This is a genomic window from Lichenihabitans sp. Uapishka_5, assembly GCF_033947565.1.
Taxonomy (GTDB): domain Bacteria; phylum Pseudomonadota; class Alphaproteobacteria; order Rhizobiales; family Beijerinckiaceae; genus Lichenihabitans.
Map to the genome: position 1 here is coordinate 22,148 of NZ_JARPVX010000021.1, position 17,330 is coordinate 39,477.

Below are 17,330 nucleotides of genomic sequence, written 5' to 3' on the forward strand. Positions count from 1 at the left end.
CGACCACCCCACCTGCTGCGCAGGCGTGGCCCCTGGTCTGCTCCGCCCCGGAATGAGGACCGTGACAGGGCGCGATCGACGCAGCCGGGGATCAGACAGGCCGCAGCCTCCGCGTCACGCCTCCCGCCGGGCGACCGCGTAACGGTTCGGCGGCGTCGAGATCCCGAGGTTCGCCCGCAGCGTCGTGCCTTCGTAGTCGTCGCGGAACAGGCCGCGCCGGCGAAGCTCCGGCACCACGAGGCGCGTGAAATCCTCCAAGCTCGACGGCAGCGTCGGGCACATCAGGATAAAGCCGTCGGCAGCGCCGGTCTCGAACCATTCCTGCATGAAATCCGCCACCGCGGTGGGCGAGCCCGTCAGGCCGTTGCCGGTGTGGCGCCGCGCATAATGGGTGATGAGCTCGCGCATCGTGTGGCCCTGCGTGACGAAGTGCTTGAGCTCTTCGAACATCGCCTTCGACCCCTTGGCGGCTTCGGGCATGCGGTCCATCGGGAAGGGCGCGTCGAGCGCGACGCCGTGCAGATCGGCCTCCAGAAACTCCCCCAGCATCAGCAGCCCGACATCGGGGTGCATCAGCTGCACCAGCGCTTCGGCCTTGGCTTCCGCTTCCGCATGGGTTTCGCCGACGTTGATGACGATGCCGGGCAGGATCTTCAGGTCGTCCGGGCTGCGCCCGTAGCGCGCCATGCGGTTCTTCACATTGGCGTAGAAGGCGCGGTTGCGGTCGACGTTCGAGGCGAGCGAGAACACCATCTCGGCCGTGCGGGCTGCCAGCTCCATGCCCTGCTCGGAGCCGCCCGCCTGGGCGATCACCGGCCGCCCCTGGGGCGTGCGGGCGACGTTCAAGGGCCCGCGCACCTGAAAATGCTTGCCCTTGTGGTCGAGGCTGTGGAGCTTGGTCTTGTCGTGGTAAAGGCCGGACTGACGGTCGAGCAGCAGCGCGTCGTCCTCGAAGCTGTCCCAAAGGCCGAACACGGTGTCGAGGAACTCTTCGCCGCGCTCGTAGCGCTCGGCATGGGGCGGCAGCCCCTCGCGGTTGTAGTTGTAGCCGGTCTCGTCGTGATCCGACGTGACGACGTTCCAGGCGATGCGGCCGCGTGCCAGATGGTCGGCCGAAGCGAACAATCGCGCGATATTGTAGGGCTCGTAATAGCTCGTCGAGGCCGTCGCCACGAAGCCGATGCGATCGGTGTGCTGCGACAGCGCCGTGATGGCGGTGATCGGCTCGAAGCGGTTCATCTTGGTAGGGTTGCGGGCGAGCGCGTCCGCCTGGCCGACCGCGCTCGCGGGGCTGTCGGCAAAGAACATGAAGTCGAGCTTCGCGGCTTCCGACACCTTGGCGCAATGGATCAGGTGGCGGATGTCGTTGGCGCCGTTCACGTCGCTGCCGGGGTGCAGCCAGGCGGCCGGATGGAACCCGAAGGTGTAGACGAAGGTGCCGAGCTTGAGCCGATCGGTTCGGGGCATTCGCATCTCCTCGGACGCACGCAGGGCCAACGACGCCCGTTGTGGCGGCTCCCTAGTTCAACAGGCCGCAGGCGTCGCGAAACGCCCGCGGCGCGGCTTCAGTTGCCCAGGATACCCGGCAGGCGCAGCCCTTGCGTCTTGGCGCAATCGAGGGCGTCGTCATAGCCCGCATCGGCATGGCGCATCACGCCTGTGGCAGGGTCGTTCCACAGGACGCGACCGATCCGCTTGTCGGCCTCCTCGGTGCCGTCGCAGCAGATCACCATGCCGGAATGCTGCGAAAACCCCATGCCGACGCCGCCGCCATGGTGCAGCGACACCCAGGTGGCGCCCGACGCGCAATTCAGCAGCGCGTTGAGGAGCGGCCAATCCGACACCGCGTCCGAGCCGTCCTTCATGGCCTCGGTTTCGCGGTTCGGCGAAGCGACCGAGCCCGAATCGAGGTGGTCGCGCCCGATCACCAGTGGCGCCTTCAACTCGCCGTTGCGCACCATTTCGTTGAAGGCGAGGCCGAGCCGGTGCCGGTCGCCCAGGCCCACCCAGCAGATGCGCGCCGGCAGGCCCTGGAAGCTGATGCGCTCGCGGGCCATGTCGAGCCAGCGGTGCAGGTGGTGGTTGTCGGGCAGAAGCTCCTTCACCTTGGCGTCAGTCTTGTAGATGTCCTCCGGATCGCCCGACAGCGCCGCCCAGCGGAACGGGCCGATGCCGCGGCAGAACAACGGGCGGATATAGGCCGGCACGAAGCCCGGAAACGCGAAGGCGTTGGCGAGCCCTTCATCCTTGGCGACCTGCCGGATGTTGTTGCCGTAGTCGATCGTCGGCACGCCGGCCGCATGGAAGGCCAGCATGGCCTCGACATGGGTGCGCATCGAAGCGCGGGCGGCCTGTTCCACGGCCTTGGGGTCGGTGTCGCGCTTGGTCTTCCATTCCGCCATGGTCCAGCCGATCGGCAGGTAGCCGTTGATCGGATCATGGGCCGAGGTCTGGTCGGTGACGATGTCGGGCCGGATGCCGCGACGCACCATCTCAGGCAGGATTTCAGCGGCATTGCCGAGCAGGCCGACCGACTTGGCTTCGCCGGCCGCCGTCCAGCGCTCGATCATGGCCAGGGCCTCGTCGAGGCTCGTCGCCTTGGCATCGACATAGCGGGTGCGCAGGCGGAAATCGATCGAATCCGGGTTGCACTCGATCGCGAGACAGCAGGCCCCGGCCATCACGGCCGCGAGCGGCTGCGCGCCGCCCATGCCGCCGAGGCCGCCGGTCAGAATCCAGCGGCCCTGCAGGCTGCCGCCGTAATGCTGGCGGCCCGCTTCCACGAAGGTTTCGTAGGTGCCCTGCACGATGCCCTGGGTGCCGATATAGATCCAGGAGCCGGCCGTCATCTGGCCGTACATCATCAGCCCGGCGCGATCGAGCTCGTGGAAGTGATCCCAGGTGGCCCAATGGGGCACGAGGTTCGAGTTGGCGATCAGCACGCGCGGCGCATCCGCGTGGGTGCGGAACACCCCCACCGGCTTGCCGGACTGCACCAGCAGCGTTTCGTCGGCTTCGAGCGTGCGCAACGTCGCGACGATGCGGTCGAAATCCTCCCAGGTACGCGCCGCCCGGCCGATGCCGCCATAGACCACGAGCTCGTTCGGGTTCTCGGCGACGTCGGGGTCGAGGTTGTTCATCAGCATGCGGAGCGGCGCCTCGGTCAGCCAGCTCTTCGCCGTCAGCTCCGTGCCGGTCGCGGCCCGGACCGTGCGGATGTTGTGGCGCGTGTTGGTCATGGCAGGGAGCTCAGGGTTGCGGCCACGGTGGCGAGGCGCGTCAGGAGGGTTTGCAGGACCGGGCGCAGGCGCGCGGCCTTGGCGGAATCGAGGGCGAAGGGCGGCACCTCCGTTTCGAGATGCGAACTTTGCGCCAGTTCCATCTGGATGGCATGCACGCCCGCCTCGGGGTGGCCGTAGTGCCGCGTCGTCCAGCCGCCCCGGAAGCGGCCGTTGAGGACGCTCGTAGTCCCGGCGGCCTCCCGGCAGGCCGCAACCGCGACGGCCTCAATGGTGGGATCGCAGGTGCGTCCGCCATCGGTGCCGATGTTGAAGTCCGGCAGCGTGCCATCGAACAGGAACGGCACTCGCGAGCGGATGGAATGGCAATCGTACACCACCGCCACGCCGTGCCGGGCCTTGACGCGCGCGATCTCGGCCGCCAAGGCCGCATGATAGGGCGCGTGGAAGCGCGCCACCCGGTCGGCGATGGCGGCCGCATCGGGGGCGGCCCCGTCGCGCCAGATCGGCGCGTCGTCGAAGGTGGTGGTCGGAACCAGCGCGGTGGTGTTCTGCCCTGGATAAAGACTGGTGCCGGACGGGTCCCGGTTGGCATCGATCACGTAGCGGTGGAACGTCGCCCGCACCGTGGTCGCATCGGGCAGCAGCCCGTCGTAAAGCCGCTCGATGTGCCAGTCGGTGTCGCGCAGCCCGAGACCCTCGGGGTTCAACCGCGCCGCAATCTCCGCCGGAACCCACGTTCCCGTATGGGGGAACGCCAGGATGACCGGCGAACCGCCTTCCGCGACCTCGACCGGGCTCATCGCGCCGCCTCGGGGCTTGGCAGCAGGCTTGGAAGCAGGTTCGGCGACAAGCTCGCCTCGATGACGCCATCGGCCACAAGCGCGGCGGCCTGGGCGATGTCGCCCGCGAGATAGCGGTCGACATCGAGCGACGGAATGACGGCCCGGATCGCCCCGAGCGCCTTCTCGAGCTCCGGGCTTGTCCGCAACGGCCCGCGCAGCTCGACGCCCTGGGCGGCCGTGATGGCCTCGATGCCCAGGATACCGAACAGGTTGTCGGTCATCAGCATCAGGCGACGGGCGCCGTGGCACGCCATGGACACGTGGTCCTCCTGGTTGGCCGAGGTCGGCGTCGAATCGACCGAGGCCGGATGGGCCATCTGCTTGTTCTCGCTCATCAGCGCCGCCGACGTCACCTCGGCGATCATCAGGCCGGAGTTGAGGCCGGGCGCCTTGGCCAGAAAGGCCGGCAGGCCGAACGACAGCGCGGGATCGACCAGCAGCGCGATCCGGCGTTGCGCGATGGCACCGATCTCGCAGATCGCGAGGGCGATCTGATCGGCCGCGAAGGCGACCGGCTCGGCATGGAAGTTACCGCCCGAGATGACGGCGCCATCCGACAGCACGAGCGGGTTATCGGTGACCGCATTGGCCTCGATCTCGAGCGTGCGGGCCACCTGGCGCAGGATGTCGAGGCAGGCGCCCACCACCTGCGGCTGGCAGCGGATGCAATACGGGTCCTGGACGCGCTCGTCGCCTTCGACATGGCTGGCGCGGATCGGCGAGTCGGCCAGCAGCGCCCGCAGGGCGGCGCCGGCATCGATCTGCCCCTGGTGGCCGCGCAGCGCCTGGATCTCGGGATGGAAGGGCGCCGAGGAACCCATCGCGGCATCGGTCGACAACGCCCCGGTGACCAAGGCCGTGCGAAGCGCCCGGGCGGCCCGGAACAAGCCGACGAGCGCCAGCGCGGTGGAGACCTGCGTGCCGTTGATCAGCGCCAAGCCTTCCTTGGCGGCCAGCACCACGGGCGCGAGCCCGGCACGGCGCAGCGCCTCGGCGGCGGGCATGCGCGTGCCGTCGAGGATCGCTTCGCCTTCGCCGATCATCACGGCCGCCAGATGGGCCAGCGGCGCCAGATCGCCGCTCGCCCCGACGGAGCCCTGCCCAGGGATCACCGGGATCACGTTCTTTTCCAGCATGGCCTCGATCAGGCGCACGAGCTCAAGCCGCACCCCGGAAGCGCCCCGGCCGAGCGAGATGAGTTTCAGCGCCATCACGAGCCGCACCGTGGCCGGCTCGAGCAAGGATCCGATGCCGCAGCAATGCGACAGGATCAGGTTGCGCTGCAGGGTGGCGACGTCACCGGGCGCGATGCGGATCGAGGCGAGCTTCCCGAAGCCGGTGTTGATGCCGTAGACGGGCGCATCGCCCCCCGCGATGGCGGCGATGCGTTCGGCAGCCTTGCGGATCGCCGCGTCGCAGCCGGCATCGAGCTTCACCGCGGTGCCGTCGCGGTAAAGCTGTTCGAGCACGTGCAGCGGAACGCGGCCGGGCTGCAGGGTCAGGCTCATGGAAGGCACCTCGTTCCTTTGAAGACGCGCGCATGGAGCGGGTTGAAGCCCATGCGGTAGACGAGCTCGGCCGGGCCGTTGATGTCCCAGATCGCCAGGTCGGCGGATTTGCCCGCCTCGAGCGTGCCGGTCTCGCCCTGGAGCCCCAGCGCGCGGGCGGCCTCGCGGGTCGTGCCGGCGAGGCATTCGGCCACCGTCATGCCGAACAACGTGGCGCCCATGTTCATGGTCAGCAGCAGGGATGTGAGCGGCGACGTGCCGGGATTGCAATCCGTGGCGAGCGCCATCGGCACGCCGGCGGCGCGGAGCGCCACGACGGGCGGTGCCTGGGGTTCACGAAGCGCATAATAGGCCCCGGGCAACAGCACCGCCACCGTGCCAGCCGTCCGCAGGGCCGCGACCCCCGCCGGGCTGAGATATTCGAGATGATCGGCCGACAGCGCCCCGAAAGAGGCCGCGAGCGCCGCGCCGCCACGCTCGGACAATTGCTCGGCATGCAGCTTCACCGGCAGGCCAAGCCCACGTGCCTGGGTGAAAACGCGGGCGATCTCGTCCGTCGAAAAGGCGATGCCCTCGCAAAAGCCGTCGACCGCATCGACGAGGCCTTCCGCATGGGCTCGATCGAGCCCCGGCAGCACCACGGCGTCGAGATAGGCGGCGGTGCGGTTCTTGTATTCCGCCGGTACCGCATGGGCCGCGAGCCAGGTGGTGACGATGCGCACCGGCCGCGCCCGGCCGAGTGCCCGGGCGGCCCGCAACATCCTGAGCTCGGTGTCGATATCGAGCCCATAACCGGACTTGACCTCGACCGTCGACACGCCTTCCCGCAGCAACGCGTCGAGCCGCGGCAACGCGGCCGCGACCAGCGCCTCGACCCCCAGGGCACGCGTCGCCGCCACGGAGGCCACGATGCCGCCGCCGGCCCGCGCGATCGCCTCGTAGCTGGCCCCCTCGAGCCGCATCTCGAATTCGCGCGAACGCTCGCCGCCATGCACCAGATGGGTGTGGCAATCGACCATCGCCGGCGTCACCCAGCGGCCTTCGAGGTCATAATCCGGCAGGCCGTCGCCAAGATTCGCCGGCATCGCCCCGGCCGGTCCCGCATAGGCGATCCGGCCGTGCCGGATCACGAGGGCGCCATCCTCGACGAGGCCGAGCGGCCCCTCCCCCCCGGCGAGGGTCGCGAGCCTCGCCCGGCGCAGCACGTAGCCGTCCGGCGGGGCATCGGCGGCCTGTCCGAGCGCAGCGAACTCTTGCATGAGCGGCCTTTTCCTGATCTCGCTATATGTATAGACATTGAACGAAAGTTGGCAAGCGCCTCCGAGCGCGGCAGGTGGCCGTGGCGATCGTGATGGAGACCCGAATGACGACCATCCATGCGGATTCGGCGCTGATCGATGAGGGCTGGGCCGACAAGGTCCGCATCACGGTCGCGGACGGCACGATCGGGGCGATCGAGACGGGGGTCGAGCCCCGGGCGGGCGACGAGCGGGTCACGACCCTGGTTCCGGCCATGCCGAACCTGCACAGCCACGCCTTCCAGCGCGCCATGGCGGGCTTGGCCGAGCGCCGCGGGGCCGGGGCCGACTCGTTCTGGAGCTGGCGCGAGGCCATGTATCACGTGGCCCTGACCATGACGCCGGACCAGATGCAGGCCGTCGCCGAGCACCTTTACATGGAGATGCTGGAAGCGGGGTTCGGTCGCGTCGGGGAGTTCCACTATCTCCACCACGACCGGGACGGCTCGCCCTATGCCGATCCCGCCGAACTCGCCGGGCGCATCGTCGCGGCGAGCCAGGAAACCGGCATCGGGCTGACGCTGCTGCCCGTCTTCTACGCCCAATCCGGGTTTGGCGGGCAGGCACCGCTGCCCGAACAGCGCCGCTTCATCCATTCGCCGGACGCCTACGGCCGGCTCGTGGGGCGCTGCCGGGACTGGTTGGCCTCCGTGCCCGGCGCCATCCTCGGCCTCGCGCCCCACAGCCTCCGGGCCGTGACGCCGGCGCAACTGGCCGAGCTGCTGGTTCTCCACCCGGACGGCCCGATCCACATCCACGTCGCCGAACAGGTAAGGGAGGTCGAGGATTGCCTCGCCTGGTCGGGCGCGCGACCGGTCGAATGGCTGCTCGATCACGCCCCCGTCGATCCGCGCTGGTGCCTGATCCACGCGACCCAGATGACCGAAGCCGAAGTGCTGGCCACCGTGGCGCGCGGCGCGACCGTCGGGCTTTGCCCGATCACGGAAGCCAACCTCGGCGACGGCATCTTTCCGGCGCGCTTCCTTCAAGCGGGCGGCGGCTTCGGCGTGGGATCGGACTCGAACGTCTCGATCTCCGTGGCGGGCGAACTCAGGCAGCTGGAATATTCGCAGCGTCTTGCCACGCGCCGCCGCAACGTCGTGGCCGTGCCCGGAGGATCAACCGGCGAGGCCCTGTTCGGGCGGGCGATCACGGGCGGCGAACAGGCGCTCGGCGCCCCGGGCGGCCTCGCGGTGGGTGCGTCGGCCGACCTCGTGGCGCTCGACCGGAGCGCCGCGCCCTATGTGTCGACCGAGGCGATGCTCGACCATTGGATCTTCGTCGGCGACGTGACGGTGGACCGGGTTTGGGTGCGGGGCCGACGCCTCGTCGAGCAGGGACAGCACATCCGCCGCGACGCGATCGCGCCACGATTCCACACCACCATGGCGGCCGTGCGGGCGGCCCTGTGAGGCTTGGCCAGGTCAGTGGCGGAGCCGATCGGGCCTGGGCGCATGCGCCCCGTCCGAGGCTGCGTTCGCTGGTGTCGCCGCCGGACGCTCGGCCGAGCGTGGCGCCATGGTGAGACCGAAACATCGACGACCTTTGCCGCAGGCCGCATCCCTTCCTCCGGGCGGAGCTCCCGGCTAGGGTCGGCGCTCGGGTAGGGAGAGTCGAAGCGGCCAATGGTGGAGGTGATCGCAGGCTTCGAATGTGGCCGGCTCGGCTGGAACGGGCACGATCTTCTGGCCACGACGCGCCACCTGCCGGACGACCACATGGAGCGGCACTACGGGATCGCGCAGGCGCACGGCCTCGTCCGGGCCCGCGACGGCCTGCCGTGGCGCCACGAGCCGGGCCCGCGGCTGCGGGCCGCGCAGCGCGCCGGCATGACCGTCATCTGGGACCTGAACCACTTCGATCCGCCCGAGGATGCGGTCGCGCATGCGCGCCGGGCCGTCGCGGCGGCCGACCCGTCGGCGCCGCTCTGGATCTGTCCGGTGAACGAGCCGGCGCTGTATCCGGCGCTCTGCGGCATGCCCCATCACGAGGCGGTCGCGCTGGCCGTGACCATGGCCCGCGTCGCCAGGGATCACCACTCAGACGTCCGCATCCTGTCCACCGATCCGATCACCGGCATCGGCGAACGCCAGTTCGCCGCCACCGACGCGCTCGTCGGGGCGGGCCTGGTCGATGTGGTCGGCGTCAATTATTACCCGCACACGGCCCGCACGGCGCTGCGCAAGGTGCTGAACAAGACCGCCCGCCGCTACGGGCTGCCGATCATGGTGTCGGAAACGAGCTGGCACGACGGCCACCCGGGCCACCACGGCCGCCACCCAGGCTGGACCAAGGGGGATTGGCTGCGCCACATCCTGGCCGAGGTCGCCGCCGCCGAAGCGCGCGGCGCCACGATGGCCGGGGTGTGCTGGTATCCGATCGTCGACTGCCCGCCTTGGCAGCGGCCACGCGCGCGTCAGCGATGGTCGCACGGGCTGATCCGCCAGGATCTCGACATCGACCCGCATCTCGCGGCCGCGCTACACGAGCGCGCCCCAAGCGCGCCGGTGCAACTCGGATTCGATTATCGCATGGCTGGCTGACGGCGCCGGGCGGCGCGCGCCCGATCTATCGACAAAGCCGACGTTACGACACCCCATCCCGGCCCTCGACGGCAAGGCGCTCATCGCCAGCCCGGATCTCGTCGGTGGTGTGAAACCAGACCGGCTCGGTGTTCTCCCCCAGCACCAGGCACACGGTGGTTTCGTTCGCACGGGCCGGCCGCGCCCGCGTGATTGCCTTGGCCTTGTCCACGGCCTCGCCCAGGCTGTCGGCGTAAACCTGTTCCGCGTGGATCAGCTTGGTGATGTCGTCACCGGGCCCCTCGCCGATTTGATAGGTATAGGTTTTCATGTGCACTCCTGACCCAACCATATAGGCCAGGACGCCAGCAGGGTCAGGGCTGTGAGGGCAATCCGTGCGAAAGCGGCGACAGGGGTTGGGATTTCGGAGGCCGTGGCGCGCCGCCCATCCGCCAACACGATAGCGGTACGCGGACGACGCGCCTGCGATCATCCTACGCATCGGCGGGTTGCTATCCGATGAACGAGATCGGAGCCGCGCCCCGGCCGTCCGCGGTCAGTCGATGCCAAGCATGCGGCGGTTGCGCTCTTCGTCGGGGGCCGCTCCAGCAAAATCGTCGAAAGCCTTTTCGGTGACGCGGATCATGTGGGACGCAATGAACGCGGCACCCTCGCGGGCCCCATCCTCCGGGTGCTTGAGGCAGCATTCCCATTCGAGCACCGCCCAGCTGTCATAACCATGCTGCGCCAGCTTGGAGAAGATGCCGCCGAAGTCGACCTGCCCGTCGCCCAGCGAGCGGAACCGGGCCGCCCGGTCGATCCATGGCTGGAAACCCGAGTAGAAGCCTTGCCGCCCGTCCGGGTTGAACTCGGCATCCTTCACGTGAAATGCCTTGATGCGTTCATGGTAGATGTCGATGAAGGCGAGGTAGTCGAGGCCCTGCAACGCGAAATGCGATGGGTCGTAGTTGATGGCGCAGCGCGGGTGGTTGCCGGCCGCCGCCAGGAAGCGCTCGAAGGTGACGCCGTCGAACACGTCCTCGCCCGGATGCAGTTCGAAGCCGATGTCGCAACCGGCCTCGTCATAGGCGTCGAAGATCGGCACCCAGCGTCGGGCGAGCTCGGCGAACGACGTTTCGATCAACCCGGCAGGCCGTTGCGGCCAGGGGTAGACGAACGGCCAGGCAAGGGCACCCGTGAAGGACACACTGGCCTTGAGCCCGAGGTGGCGCGACGCCTTGGCGGCGCGCTTCACCTGCTCTACCGCCCAGGCCTGGCGCGCGCTCGGGTTGTTGTGGACTGCGGCGGGCGCAAAGGCGTCGAAGGCGGCGTCGAAGGCCGGATTGACCGCGACGAGCTGGCCCTGGAGATGGGTCGATAATTCGGTGATTGCGAGACCGTGGGCCGCCACCGTTCCGGCAACCTCGTCGCAATAGGTCTTCGACTCGGCCGCCTTACCGAGGTCGAACAGCCGAAGATCCCAGCTCGGGATCTGGACGCCCTTGTAGCCCAGGCCGGCCGCCCAGCCGCAGATGGCGTCGAGGGAGTCGAATGGCGCGGCGTCGCCGGCGAACTGCGCCAGGAACAGGCCGGGGCCTTTCAGCGTGGTGGGCATGAGCGTCCTCTTGCTGTGTGCGCCATCGATCATCGCCGCCGCGGTGGGCCGAAACTGTCCCGCATGACGACCTCATGCGGGAGGATGACCGAGCGCCGGCTTCCGGCACGCCAACGCACCACCAGATCGGCCGCCGCGCGGCCCATGGCATGGCGGGGCTGGCGCACCGTGGTGAGCGCGGGCGCGAACAGCTCGGAAAATGCGATATCGTCGAAGCCGACCACTGCGATTTCGTCCGGCACGCTCACGCCACGGGCTTGCGCGGCTGCGATAAAGCCCATCGCCATCTCGTCGCTGGCCGCGAAGACCGCCGTGGGGCGCTGGGGCCAGGACAGGATCGCCTCGGCGGCCTTGCGGCCGGACTCGGTGGTAAAACGCCCGACGACGGTGCCGAGGATCGACAGGCCCCGGGCGGCCGCGCCAGCCCGAAAGCCTTCGGCGCGCTCGGCCGACAAACTGCTGCCATCCGGTCCTCCGATATGGGCGACGTGTTGGTGCCCGGCATCGGCCAGCAGCGTCGCGACGTCCCGGGCCGCGGCCACATTGTCGATGCCCACATAGGGCACAACCTCGTCCCGCACGCGCTCGCTGACCGCCACCACAGGAGCACGCAGCAAACGCGCCCGCCCACGCGACCCCGCCGCGAAAGGCACCTGCCCATCGAGCAGGATCAGCGCATCGGCCGCACGGGCCTGGACCTGCAGGGCCGAGCGTTCGCGCAAGGCCGGTTCGCCTGCGGTATCACCAATCAGCACGGCCTGCCCGGCCTCGCGCGCGCCTTCCTCGATGCCCTTCAGCAGCAGGGAGAAGAACGGATTGCCGATGTCGGGCAACAAAACCAGGATGACGCCACTGCCCTGCCCGCGAAGCGCGCGGGCATTCAGGTTCACCGTGTAGTCAAGGTCCTCGCTCGCCTGCTCGATGCGCCGCAGGGTAGCGGGGGACAGTTTCGTGGGCGCGCTGAAAGCGCGGCTGACGGTCGCCAGAGCCACCCCGGCGCGTTCCGCGACCTGTCGCATCGTGGCTGTCCGCCCGTCGCTCAAGGTTTCTCCACTGCCCCGCCGTGCGCCCTACCGCAAACGCATAGCAGAGTTGACGTTCGATGAAAACGGTTTCATCATTGAGGCTAAGGTCGCGCGTTTCGGGCGACGACCGCACTACCTGCGCAATGTTCGCAGGCGTCCTGGGGAGGAAGGCATTTGACGGTTGGCGCAACCGCGGATGCGGTCTCGATCGAACGACACAACCCCGCGCCCGTGCTCGAGGCGCGCGGGCTCGCCATGCAGTTCGGCCCAGTCGAGGTTCTGACCGACATCGGGCTCGAGCTGCGGTCAGGCGAAGTCCATGCCGTGATCGGTGAGAACGGCGCCGGCAAGTCGACTCTGATGAAGCTCCTGTCCGGGTATCTGGCGCCGACCCGCGGGGCGATCCACCTCAATGGAGCCACCGTGGCGTTCCGCGGCCCCGTCGATGCCGAGCAACGGGGTATCGTGCTGGTGCATCAGGAGATCCTCCTGGCGCCTGACCTGACCGTGGCGCAGAACATCTTCATGGGCCGCGAGCTACGCCACGGCCTGGTCCTGGACGACCGGGCCATGAACCGGCTGGCTGCCGGGGCCGTCGAACGGCTCGGGGCCGCCATCGATCCTCGGCAAACGGTCGCACGCTTGTCGATCGCTCAGCGTCAGCTCGTTCAGATCGCACGGGCGCTGGCGGGACGGCCGCGGGTCATCGTCCTCGACGAGCCCACCGCCTCACTGACACCGCATGAAACGGAAGCGCTGCTCAACATCATCGGCGAGCTCAAGCGCGATGGCGTGGCGGTGCTCTACATTTCCCACCGGCTGCCGGAGGTCGCCGCCATCGCCGACGTGGTGACGGTGCTGCGTGACGGCAAACATGTTGCGACGCTGCCCGGCGGGACGCTTACGCCGCTCGACATGGCGCATCTGATGGTGGGACGCGACATGGCCCGGTTGTTCCCACCGCGCGCCACCCCACCCGAGGCGACGCCGCTTCTCTGCGTCAAAGACTTGTCGGTCCCCGGCGCCTCGTCCGACATCGCGTTCACGCTTCGACCAGGCGAAATCCTCGGCTTCGCGGGCCTGATCGGCGCCGGGCGAACCGAAACTTTCGAGGGACTGCTCGGCCTGCGGCCGGCACAGGGCCGGGTCACCCTCGCGGGCCGCGCCACGTGGTTCCGCTCCGTGCGCGACAGCCTTGCAGCAGGGCTCGTCTACCTGAGCGAAGACCGCAAGGGAAAAGGCCTGCTGCTCGCCAAGCCCCTGGCCGTCAATCTCACGCTTGCGGCGCTTCACCGGTTCTGCCGCGGCATCCTGGTCAGCCGCACACGCGAAGCAAAGGGTCTGGAGGACGCCATCGCGCGGTTCGACATCCGGGCGCGGCGCCGCACCATGCTGGCCGGACAGCTTTCAGGCGGCAACCAGCAGAAGCTCCTGCTCGCCAAGATGATGCTGCGGGAGCCGCGGGTGGTGGTGATCGACGAGCCGACCCGCGGCATCGACATCGGCACCAAGGAACAGATCTACCGTCTGCTGGCCGAGCTCGCCGCCGCCGGCAAGGCCGTCGTGGTGATTTCCTCGGAGATGGGGGAACTGATCGGCCTCTGCCACCGCATCCTCGTCATGCGGGCCGGACGCATCGTCGGCGAACTCGCGGGCGAGGCGATGACGGAGCGCAACATCGCGGTCCTGGCCACGGGCGCCGATGTTCATACGTCGGCCGTCGCGGTGGGAGCCTAGCATGGCCGACACGCTGCGCGACGCGTCCGCCGCCCCGCCCCGCCTGCCGCGGGTCGACTGGGTCGCGGCGGCGCCCTTCGTGGCCCTGGCTTGCCTGCTGGTCTTCGGCGCCTTTGTCAGCCCGAGTTTTCTGAGCTTGGGCAACCTCGCCAACGTGCTGACGCGGAGCGCCTTTATCGCCATCATCGGCGTCGGCGCCACTTTCGTGATCGCCTCGGGCGGGATCGACCTGTCGGTTGGGTCCATGGCGGCCTTCGTGGCCAGCGTCATGATCTTGTTCATGAACACGGAGCTCGGCGGTGGTGGCGTGGGGACGCTCGCGCTGGGGATGCTGTTGGCCGCCGGGGTCGGCTCGATGTGCGGGCTCCTCAACGGGCTTGTCACAACGGTTGGGCGGATCGAACCGTTCATCACAACGCTCGGCACGATGGGGATCTTCCGCGCGCTGACGATCTGGCTCGCCAATGGCGGCTCGATCGCCATGAAGTCGCAAGACCTGCGGACGCTGTACCGCCCCGTTTATTTCGGCAGTGTCGGCGGGGTGCCGCTCCCGATCGCCCTGATCCTGGCCATCACGGCCGTGGGCGCCTTCGTGCTCTACAAAACGGCGTTCGGCCGCCACCTCCTGGCGGTCGGCTCGAGCGAGGATGTGGCACGCTATTCCGGCATCCCGATCAACCGCGTGCGCACGGTCGCTTATGTGGTGCAGGGGCTCTGCGTCGCGGTGGCCGTGATGGTCTACGTGCCGCGCCTCGGCGCCGCGACCGCAACGACGGGCCTCCTGTGGGAACTGCAGGCCATCACAGCCGTGGTGGTGGGCGGCACGGCCCTGCGGGGCGGCGTCGGACGTGTTTGGGGGACGCTGTGCGGCGCCCTGCTGCTCGAGATCGTCGGCAACATCATGGTGCTGTCGAGCTTCGTCAGCGAATACCTTATCGGCGCCGTACAGGGCACGATCATCATCGTGGCGATGCTGGTGCAACGGTCGTTGAGCAACCGGAACCGCGCATAAGACGCGGCCAGGATCAAGCGCGAAGGGTTCGCGCGGGGCAAGGGCCGGCACCCGAGACACGGCCCGCAGGGAGATGAATCAGATGGATCGATTGTTGAGGACCTGCGCGGTCGCAGTTCTTGTGCTGGGCGCAACCGCGGCCCAGGCGCAAACCAAGACCGTCACCGTGGCGGTGTCGATTCCGGCCGCCGACCACGGCTGGACTGGTGGCGTGGTGTTCCAGGCCGAACGGGCCAAGGCGCTGCTGGAAGCGCGTCACCCGGGCCTAAAGATCATCGTGAAGACCTCGCCCGACGGCGCCTCACAGGCGAACGCCCTTGAGGACCTTACCACACAGGGCATCGACGCGCTCGTCACCCTGCCACAGAACTCCGACGAGCTGACCGATCCGCTCCGCCAGGTGAAGAACAAGGGCGTGTTCGTGACCGTGGTCGACCGGGCTTTGTCGGATCCCACCATCCAGGATCTGTACGTGGCCGGCAACAACCCGGACGTCGGCCGCGTGGCCGGCGAATATATGAAGGGCAAGCTCCCCAGCGGCCAGGTTGTTGTGATCCGCGGGCTGCCGATCGTGATCGACGAGGAGCGCCAAAAAGGCTTCGACGCGGCGATCGCCGGCAGCGGCCTCAAGGTGCTCGACAAGCAGTTCGGCAACTGGTCTCGCGACGATGCCTTCAAGGTGATGCAGGACTACCTCGCGAAGTTTCCCAAGATCGATGCGGTGTGGTGCCAGGATGACGACATGGCGGTCGGGGTGCTGGAGGCCATCAAGCAAGCCAAGCGCAGCGACGTCCAATTCGTCGTCGGGGGCGCCGGCATGAAAGACATGGTGAAGCGCGTGGCGGACGGCGACGCCATGATCCCGGTCGACGTGCTTTACCCGCCGGCCATGATCGCGACCGCGATGGAGCTGACGGTTGCCAACTTCTACGACCAGATCCCGGTGCGCGGCCGCTACATCATGGATGCAACCCTGGTCACGAAGGCAAATGCGAAGGAGTTCTACTACCCTGATTCCCCGTTCTGAAACGGACGCGTGAGCGGCATCCAGGCTTGCGCAGCCATGGATGCCGTTAGCCCCGTTTCGCCATGGGTAGGCAGAACAGCGACGGCTTCATGACGGCCCCGTGGGGTTGGATGCCCGATGATCGGGCCGATGACCTCGATCCGTGTCGAGGTCCCGTCCTCCCGACCTACAGACGCGCGGGCTGCTTGACCTCGATCTCCACGAAGGCGATGGGGTGGGGCGAGCCGTTCATCACGTCATGCTGGATGCCAGACGGGCGCCGGTAGGAATGGCCCGCCTCGAGTGGGACGTCCGTGACCTTGGTGCCGTCATCGACCCGCAGCGTACCGGCCACCAGCATGGTGGCGAAATACGGCCAGCCATGCTCATGCCAGCCCGTGACAGCCCCGGGGGCGAAATCCCAACGCGTCACGCGGGCCACGTCGTCGTCGAGTTGCACGGTCGGCACCGCAGGGATGTCGCATCGGAACGGCATGGCTGGGTTCGCTCCAGGGCTTCGCGTCGAGCCCTGATTCAGGGTGCGCCGAGGGCGGCGTCAAGCTCATCGAGGATGGGCGTCAGCCTGCTACTCCGAGGAGACGGGCGGCGGCCAGACCCAACTTGTCCGTCGCAGCGTGCCGCCCTTCCCGCCTCAGCCCAGCATCCAGGCGTGGGCCGGGTCGTTGTGGAAGCGCCAGATGCGTGTCGGTCCGGCCATGACGTTGAGGTAGAACAGGTCGTAGCCATGCGGGGCGCCGACCGGATGGTAGCCTTTCGGCACCAGCACCACGTCGCGGTCGGCGAAGCTCACCGATTCGTCGAGCGAGCGGTCGTCGGTATAAACGCGCTGCATGCCGTAGCCCTGCGGCGGGTTGAGGCGGTGGTAGTAGGTTTCCTCGAGCTGGCTTTCGTGCGGCAGGTTATCCTGGTCGTGCTTATGGGGTGGGTAGCTCGACCAGTGGCCGGCGGGCGTCACCACCTCGACCACCAGCAGGCTTTCGGCATGGGGGCTCGCGTCGGGCAGGATGTTGCGGACGTGGCGGGTGTTGGCGCCCACCCCGCGCGTTTCCTCGCCGACTTCGGTTGGGGGGATCACCCGCGCCGGCAGGGTGCCCTTGGCGGGTGCCAGGCACACCGCCACTTCGGCCGGTCCTTCGGCCGTCACCTCCCAGGCCGAGCGGGCCGGCACGTAAAGCGACCAGCCCGGCCCCTCGAAGACGCTCGCCCGCCCGCCGATGGGTCCGAAGTCGGTTTCCCCGGCGCGCGCCATGACCCGGCCGGTCAACACCACGATGCAGGCCTCCTGGTCGCCGGTGTGGCGCCGCAGCGCCTGGCCGGGCGCGAGGTCGTAGACCTCGAACCCCACATAGGTCCAGCCGGCGCTGGCCGGCGTGACCGCATGGATGCGACCGTCGGCGTCGGGTGGCGAGGGACGAACCAGCAGGGGTGAGGCGGGCATGAACGGAACTCCGAAGCTTGGAGTCCGTCTGGGTTCTTGCTGAACCAGACAGACTTTCGCGATT

Annotated in this window: 15 protein-coding genes; 5 read left to right on the forward strand and 10 right to left on the reverse strand. The window is 68.6% G+C overall.

Features of this window, described 5'->3' with window-relative positions; all coding sequences use genetic code 11:
* Nucleotides 1–114: 114 nt before the first annotated feature.
* The 5 genes from P7D22_RS10315 to hutI form a co-directional block, all read right to left on the reverse strand.
* Nucleotides 115–1,467 (reverse strand): LLM class flavin-dependent oxidoreductase, encoded by a 1,353-nt coding sequence (locus P7D22_RS10315; protein ID WP_319934143.1) that lies wholly within the window; start codon nt 1,465–1,467, stop codon nt 115–117.
* Between the two features lie 98 nt (nt 1,468–1,565).
* Complete coding sequence (gene hutU, locus P7D22_RS10320; RefSeq protein ID WP_319934144.1) at nt 1,566–3,239, reverse strand: urocanate hydratase; 1,674 nt, start codon at nt 3,237–3,239, stop codon at nt 1,566–1,568.
* Nucleotides 3,236–4,042 carry an N-formylglutamate deformylase gene (gene hutG / locus P7D22_RS10325; RefSeq protein WP_319934145.1) on the reverse strand — a complete coding sequence of 269 codons (807 nt, stop codon included), beginning with the start codon at nt 4,040–4,042 and terminating at the stop codon, nt 3,236–3,238. Before hutG ends, hutU begins: the two co-directional genes overlap by 4 nt.
* The gene (gene hutH / locus P7D22_RS10330; RefSeq protein WP_442916072.1) at nt 4,039–5,592 is read right to left on the reverse strand and encodes a histidine ammonia-lyase; all 1,554 of its coding nucleotides are present in this window, start codon (nt 5,590–5,592) and stop codon (nt 4,039–4,041) included. The genes hutG and hutH overlap by 4 nt, the downstream gene beginning before the upstream one ends.
* The gene (hutI, locus tag P7D22_RS10335; RefSeq protein ID WP_319934147.1) at nt 5,589–6,851 is read right to left on the reverse strand and encodes an imidazolonepropionase; all 1,263 of its coding nucleotides are present in this window, start codon (nt 6,849–6,851) and stop codon (nt 5,589–5,591) included. Before hutI ends, hutH begins: the two co-directional genes overlap by 4 nt.
* Nucleotides 6,852–6,955: 104 nt before the next feature.
* On the opposite strand from hutI, the gene P7D22_RS10340 reads away from it, so the two are divergent.
* Both P7D22_RS10340 and P7D22_RS10345 read left to right on the forward strand, forming a co-directional pair.
* Nucleotides 6,956–8,302 carry a formimidoylglutamate deiminase gene (locus tag P7D22_RS10340; RefSeq protein ID WP_319934148.1) on the forward strand — a complete coding sequence of 449 codons (1,347 nt, stop codon included), beginning with the start codon at nt 6,956–6,958 and terminating at the stop codon, nt 8,300–8,302.
* Between the two features lie 213 nt (nt 8,303–8,515).
* Nucleotides 8,516–9,433: a hypothetical protein gene (locus tag P7D22_RS10345; RefSeq protein WP_319934149.1), complete on the forward strand. Its 918-nt coding sequence runs from the start codon at nt 8,516–8,518 to the stop codon at nt 9,431–9,433.
* A 43-nt stretch (nt 9,434–9,476) separates the two neighbouring features.
* On the opposite strand, the gene P7D22_RS10350 is transcribed toward P7D22_RS10345, so the two are convergent.
* The 3 genes from P7D22_RS10350 to P7D22_RS10360 form a co-directional block, all read right to left on the reverse strand.
* The gene (locus tag P7D22_RS10350) at nt 9,477–9,743 is read right to left on the reverse strand and encodes a hypothetical protein (protein WP_319934150.1); all 267 of its coding nucleotides are present in this window, start codon (nt 9,741–9,743) and stop codon (nt 9,477–9,479) included.
* 225 nt (nt 9,744–9,968) lie between these two features.
* The gene (locus tag P7D22_RS10355; protein WP_319934151.1) at nt 9,969–11,027 is read right to left on the reverse strand and encodes a sugar phosphate isomerase/epimerase family protein; all 1,059 of its coding nucleotides are present in this window, start codon (nt 11,025–11,027) and stop codon (nt 9,969–9,971) included.
* Between the two features lie 29 nt (nt 11,028–11,056).
* Complete coding sequence (locus P7D22_RS10360) at nt 11,057–12,046, reverse strand: LacI family DNA-binding transcriptional regulator (protein ID WP_319934152.1); 990 nt, start codon at nt 12,044–12,046, stop codon at nt 11,057–11,059.
* 261 nt (nt 12,047–12,307) lie between these two features.
* Here P7D22_RS10360 and P7D22_RS10365 point away from each other — a divergent pair, with 261 nt between their 5' ends.
* From P7D22_RS10365 to P7D22_RS10375, 3 genes are all read left to right on the forward strand, one after another.
* A complete protein-coding gene (locus P7D22_RS10365) occupies nt 12,308–13,789 on the forward strand; it encodes a sugar ABC transporter ATP-binding protein (protein WP_319934167.1) in 1,482 nt (493 codons plus the stop codon).
* Between the two features lies 1 nt (nt 13,790).
* Complete coding sequence (locus P7D22_RS10370) at nt 13,791–14,801, forward strand: ABC transporter permease (RefSeq protein WP_319934153.1); 1,011 nt, start codon at nt 13,791–13,793, stop codon at nt 14,799–14,801.
* An 82-nt stretch (nt 14,802–14,883) separates the two neighbouring features.
* Nucleotides 14,884–15,828, forward strand: a complete 945-nt coding sequence (locus P7D22_RS10375) for a substrate-binding domain-containing protein (RefSeq protein ID WP_319934154.1) — start codon at nt 14,884–14,886, stop codon at nt 15,826–15,828.
* Between the two features lie 166 nt (nt 15,829–15,994).
* Here P7D22_RS10375 and P7D22_RS10380 read toward each other — a convergent pair whose 3' ends face one another.
* Entirely contained in the window at nt 15,995–16,303 is a 309-nt protein-coding gene (locus P7D22_RS10380; RefSeq protein WP_319934155.1) for a cupin domain-containing protein, read from the reverse strand.
* 156 nt (nt 16,304–16,459) lie between these two features.
* Nucleotides 16,460–17,266, reverse strand: coding sequence for a 5-deoxy-glucuronate isomerase (iolB, locus tag P7D22_RS10385; RefSeq protein WP_319934156.1), 807 nt, complete (start codon nt 17,264–17,266; stop codon nt 16,460–16,462).
* Nucleotides 17,267–17,330 lie beyond the last annotated feature (64 nt).

Bases quoted from the DNA above. Each gene is read 5' to 3' on its own strand.
- P7D22_RS10315 (WP_319934143.1), bottom strand. From the start codon at position 1,467: ATGCCCCGAACCGATCGGCTCAAGCTCGGCACCTTCGTCTACACCTTC.
- hutU (WP_319934144.1), bottom strand. From the start codon at position 3,239: ATGACCAACACGCGCCACAACATCCGCACGGTCCGGGCCGCGACCGGC.
- hutG (WP_319934145.1), bottom strand. From the start codon at position 4,042: ATGAGCCCGGTCGAGGTCGCGGAAGGCGGTTCGCCGGTCATCCTGGCG.
- hutH (WP_442916072.1), bottom strand. From the start codon at position 5,592: ATGAGCCTGACCCTGCAGCCCGGCCGCGTTCCGCTGCACGTGCTCGAA.
- hutI (WP_319934147.1), bottom strand. From the start codon at position 6,851: ATGCAAGAGTTCGCTGCGCTCGGACAGGCCGCCGATGCCCCGCCGGAC.
- P7D22_RS10340 (WP_319934148.1), top strand. From the start codon at position 6,956: ATGACGACCATCCATGCGGATTCGGCGCTGATCGATGAGGGCTGGGCC.
- P7D22_RS10345 (WP_319934149.1), top strand. From the start codon at position 8,516: ATGGTGGAGGTGATCGCAGGCTTCGAATGTGGCCGGCTCGGCTGGAAC.
- P7D22_RS10350 (WP_319934150.1), bottom strand. From the start codon at position 9,743: ATGAAAACCTATACCTATCAAATCGGCGAGGGGCCCGGTGACGACATC.
- P7D22_RS10355 (WP_319934151.1), bottom strand. From the start codon at position 11,027: ATGCCCACCACGCTGAAAGGCCCCGGCCTGTTCCTGGCGCAGTTCGCC.
- P7D22_RS10360 (WP_319934152.1), bottom strand. From the start codon at position 12,046: ATGCGACAGGTCGCGGAACGCGCCGGGGTGGCTCTGGCGACCGTCAGC.
- P7D22_RS10365 (WP_319934167.1), top strand. From the start codon at position 12,308: ATGCAGTTCGGCCCAGTCGAGGTTCTGACCGACATCGGGCTCGAGCTG.
- P7D22_RS10370 (WP_319934153.1), top strand. From the start codon at position 13,791: ATGGCCGACACGCTGCGCGACGCGTCCGCCGCCCCGCCCCGCCTGCCG.
- P7D22_RS10375 (WP_319934154.1), top strand. From the start codon at position 14,884: ATGGATCGATTGTTGAGGACCTGCGCGGTCGCAGTTCTTGTGCTGGGC.
- P7D22_RS10380 (WP_319934155.1), bottom strand. From the start codon at position 16,303: ATGCCGTTCCGATGCGACATCCCTGCGGTGCCGACCGTGCAACTCGAC.
- iolB (WP_319934156.1), bottom strand. From the start codon at position 17,266: ATGCCCGCCTCACCCCTGCTGGTTCGTCCCTCGCCACCCGACGCCGAC.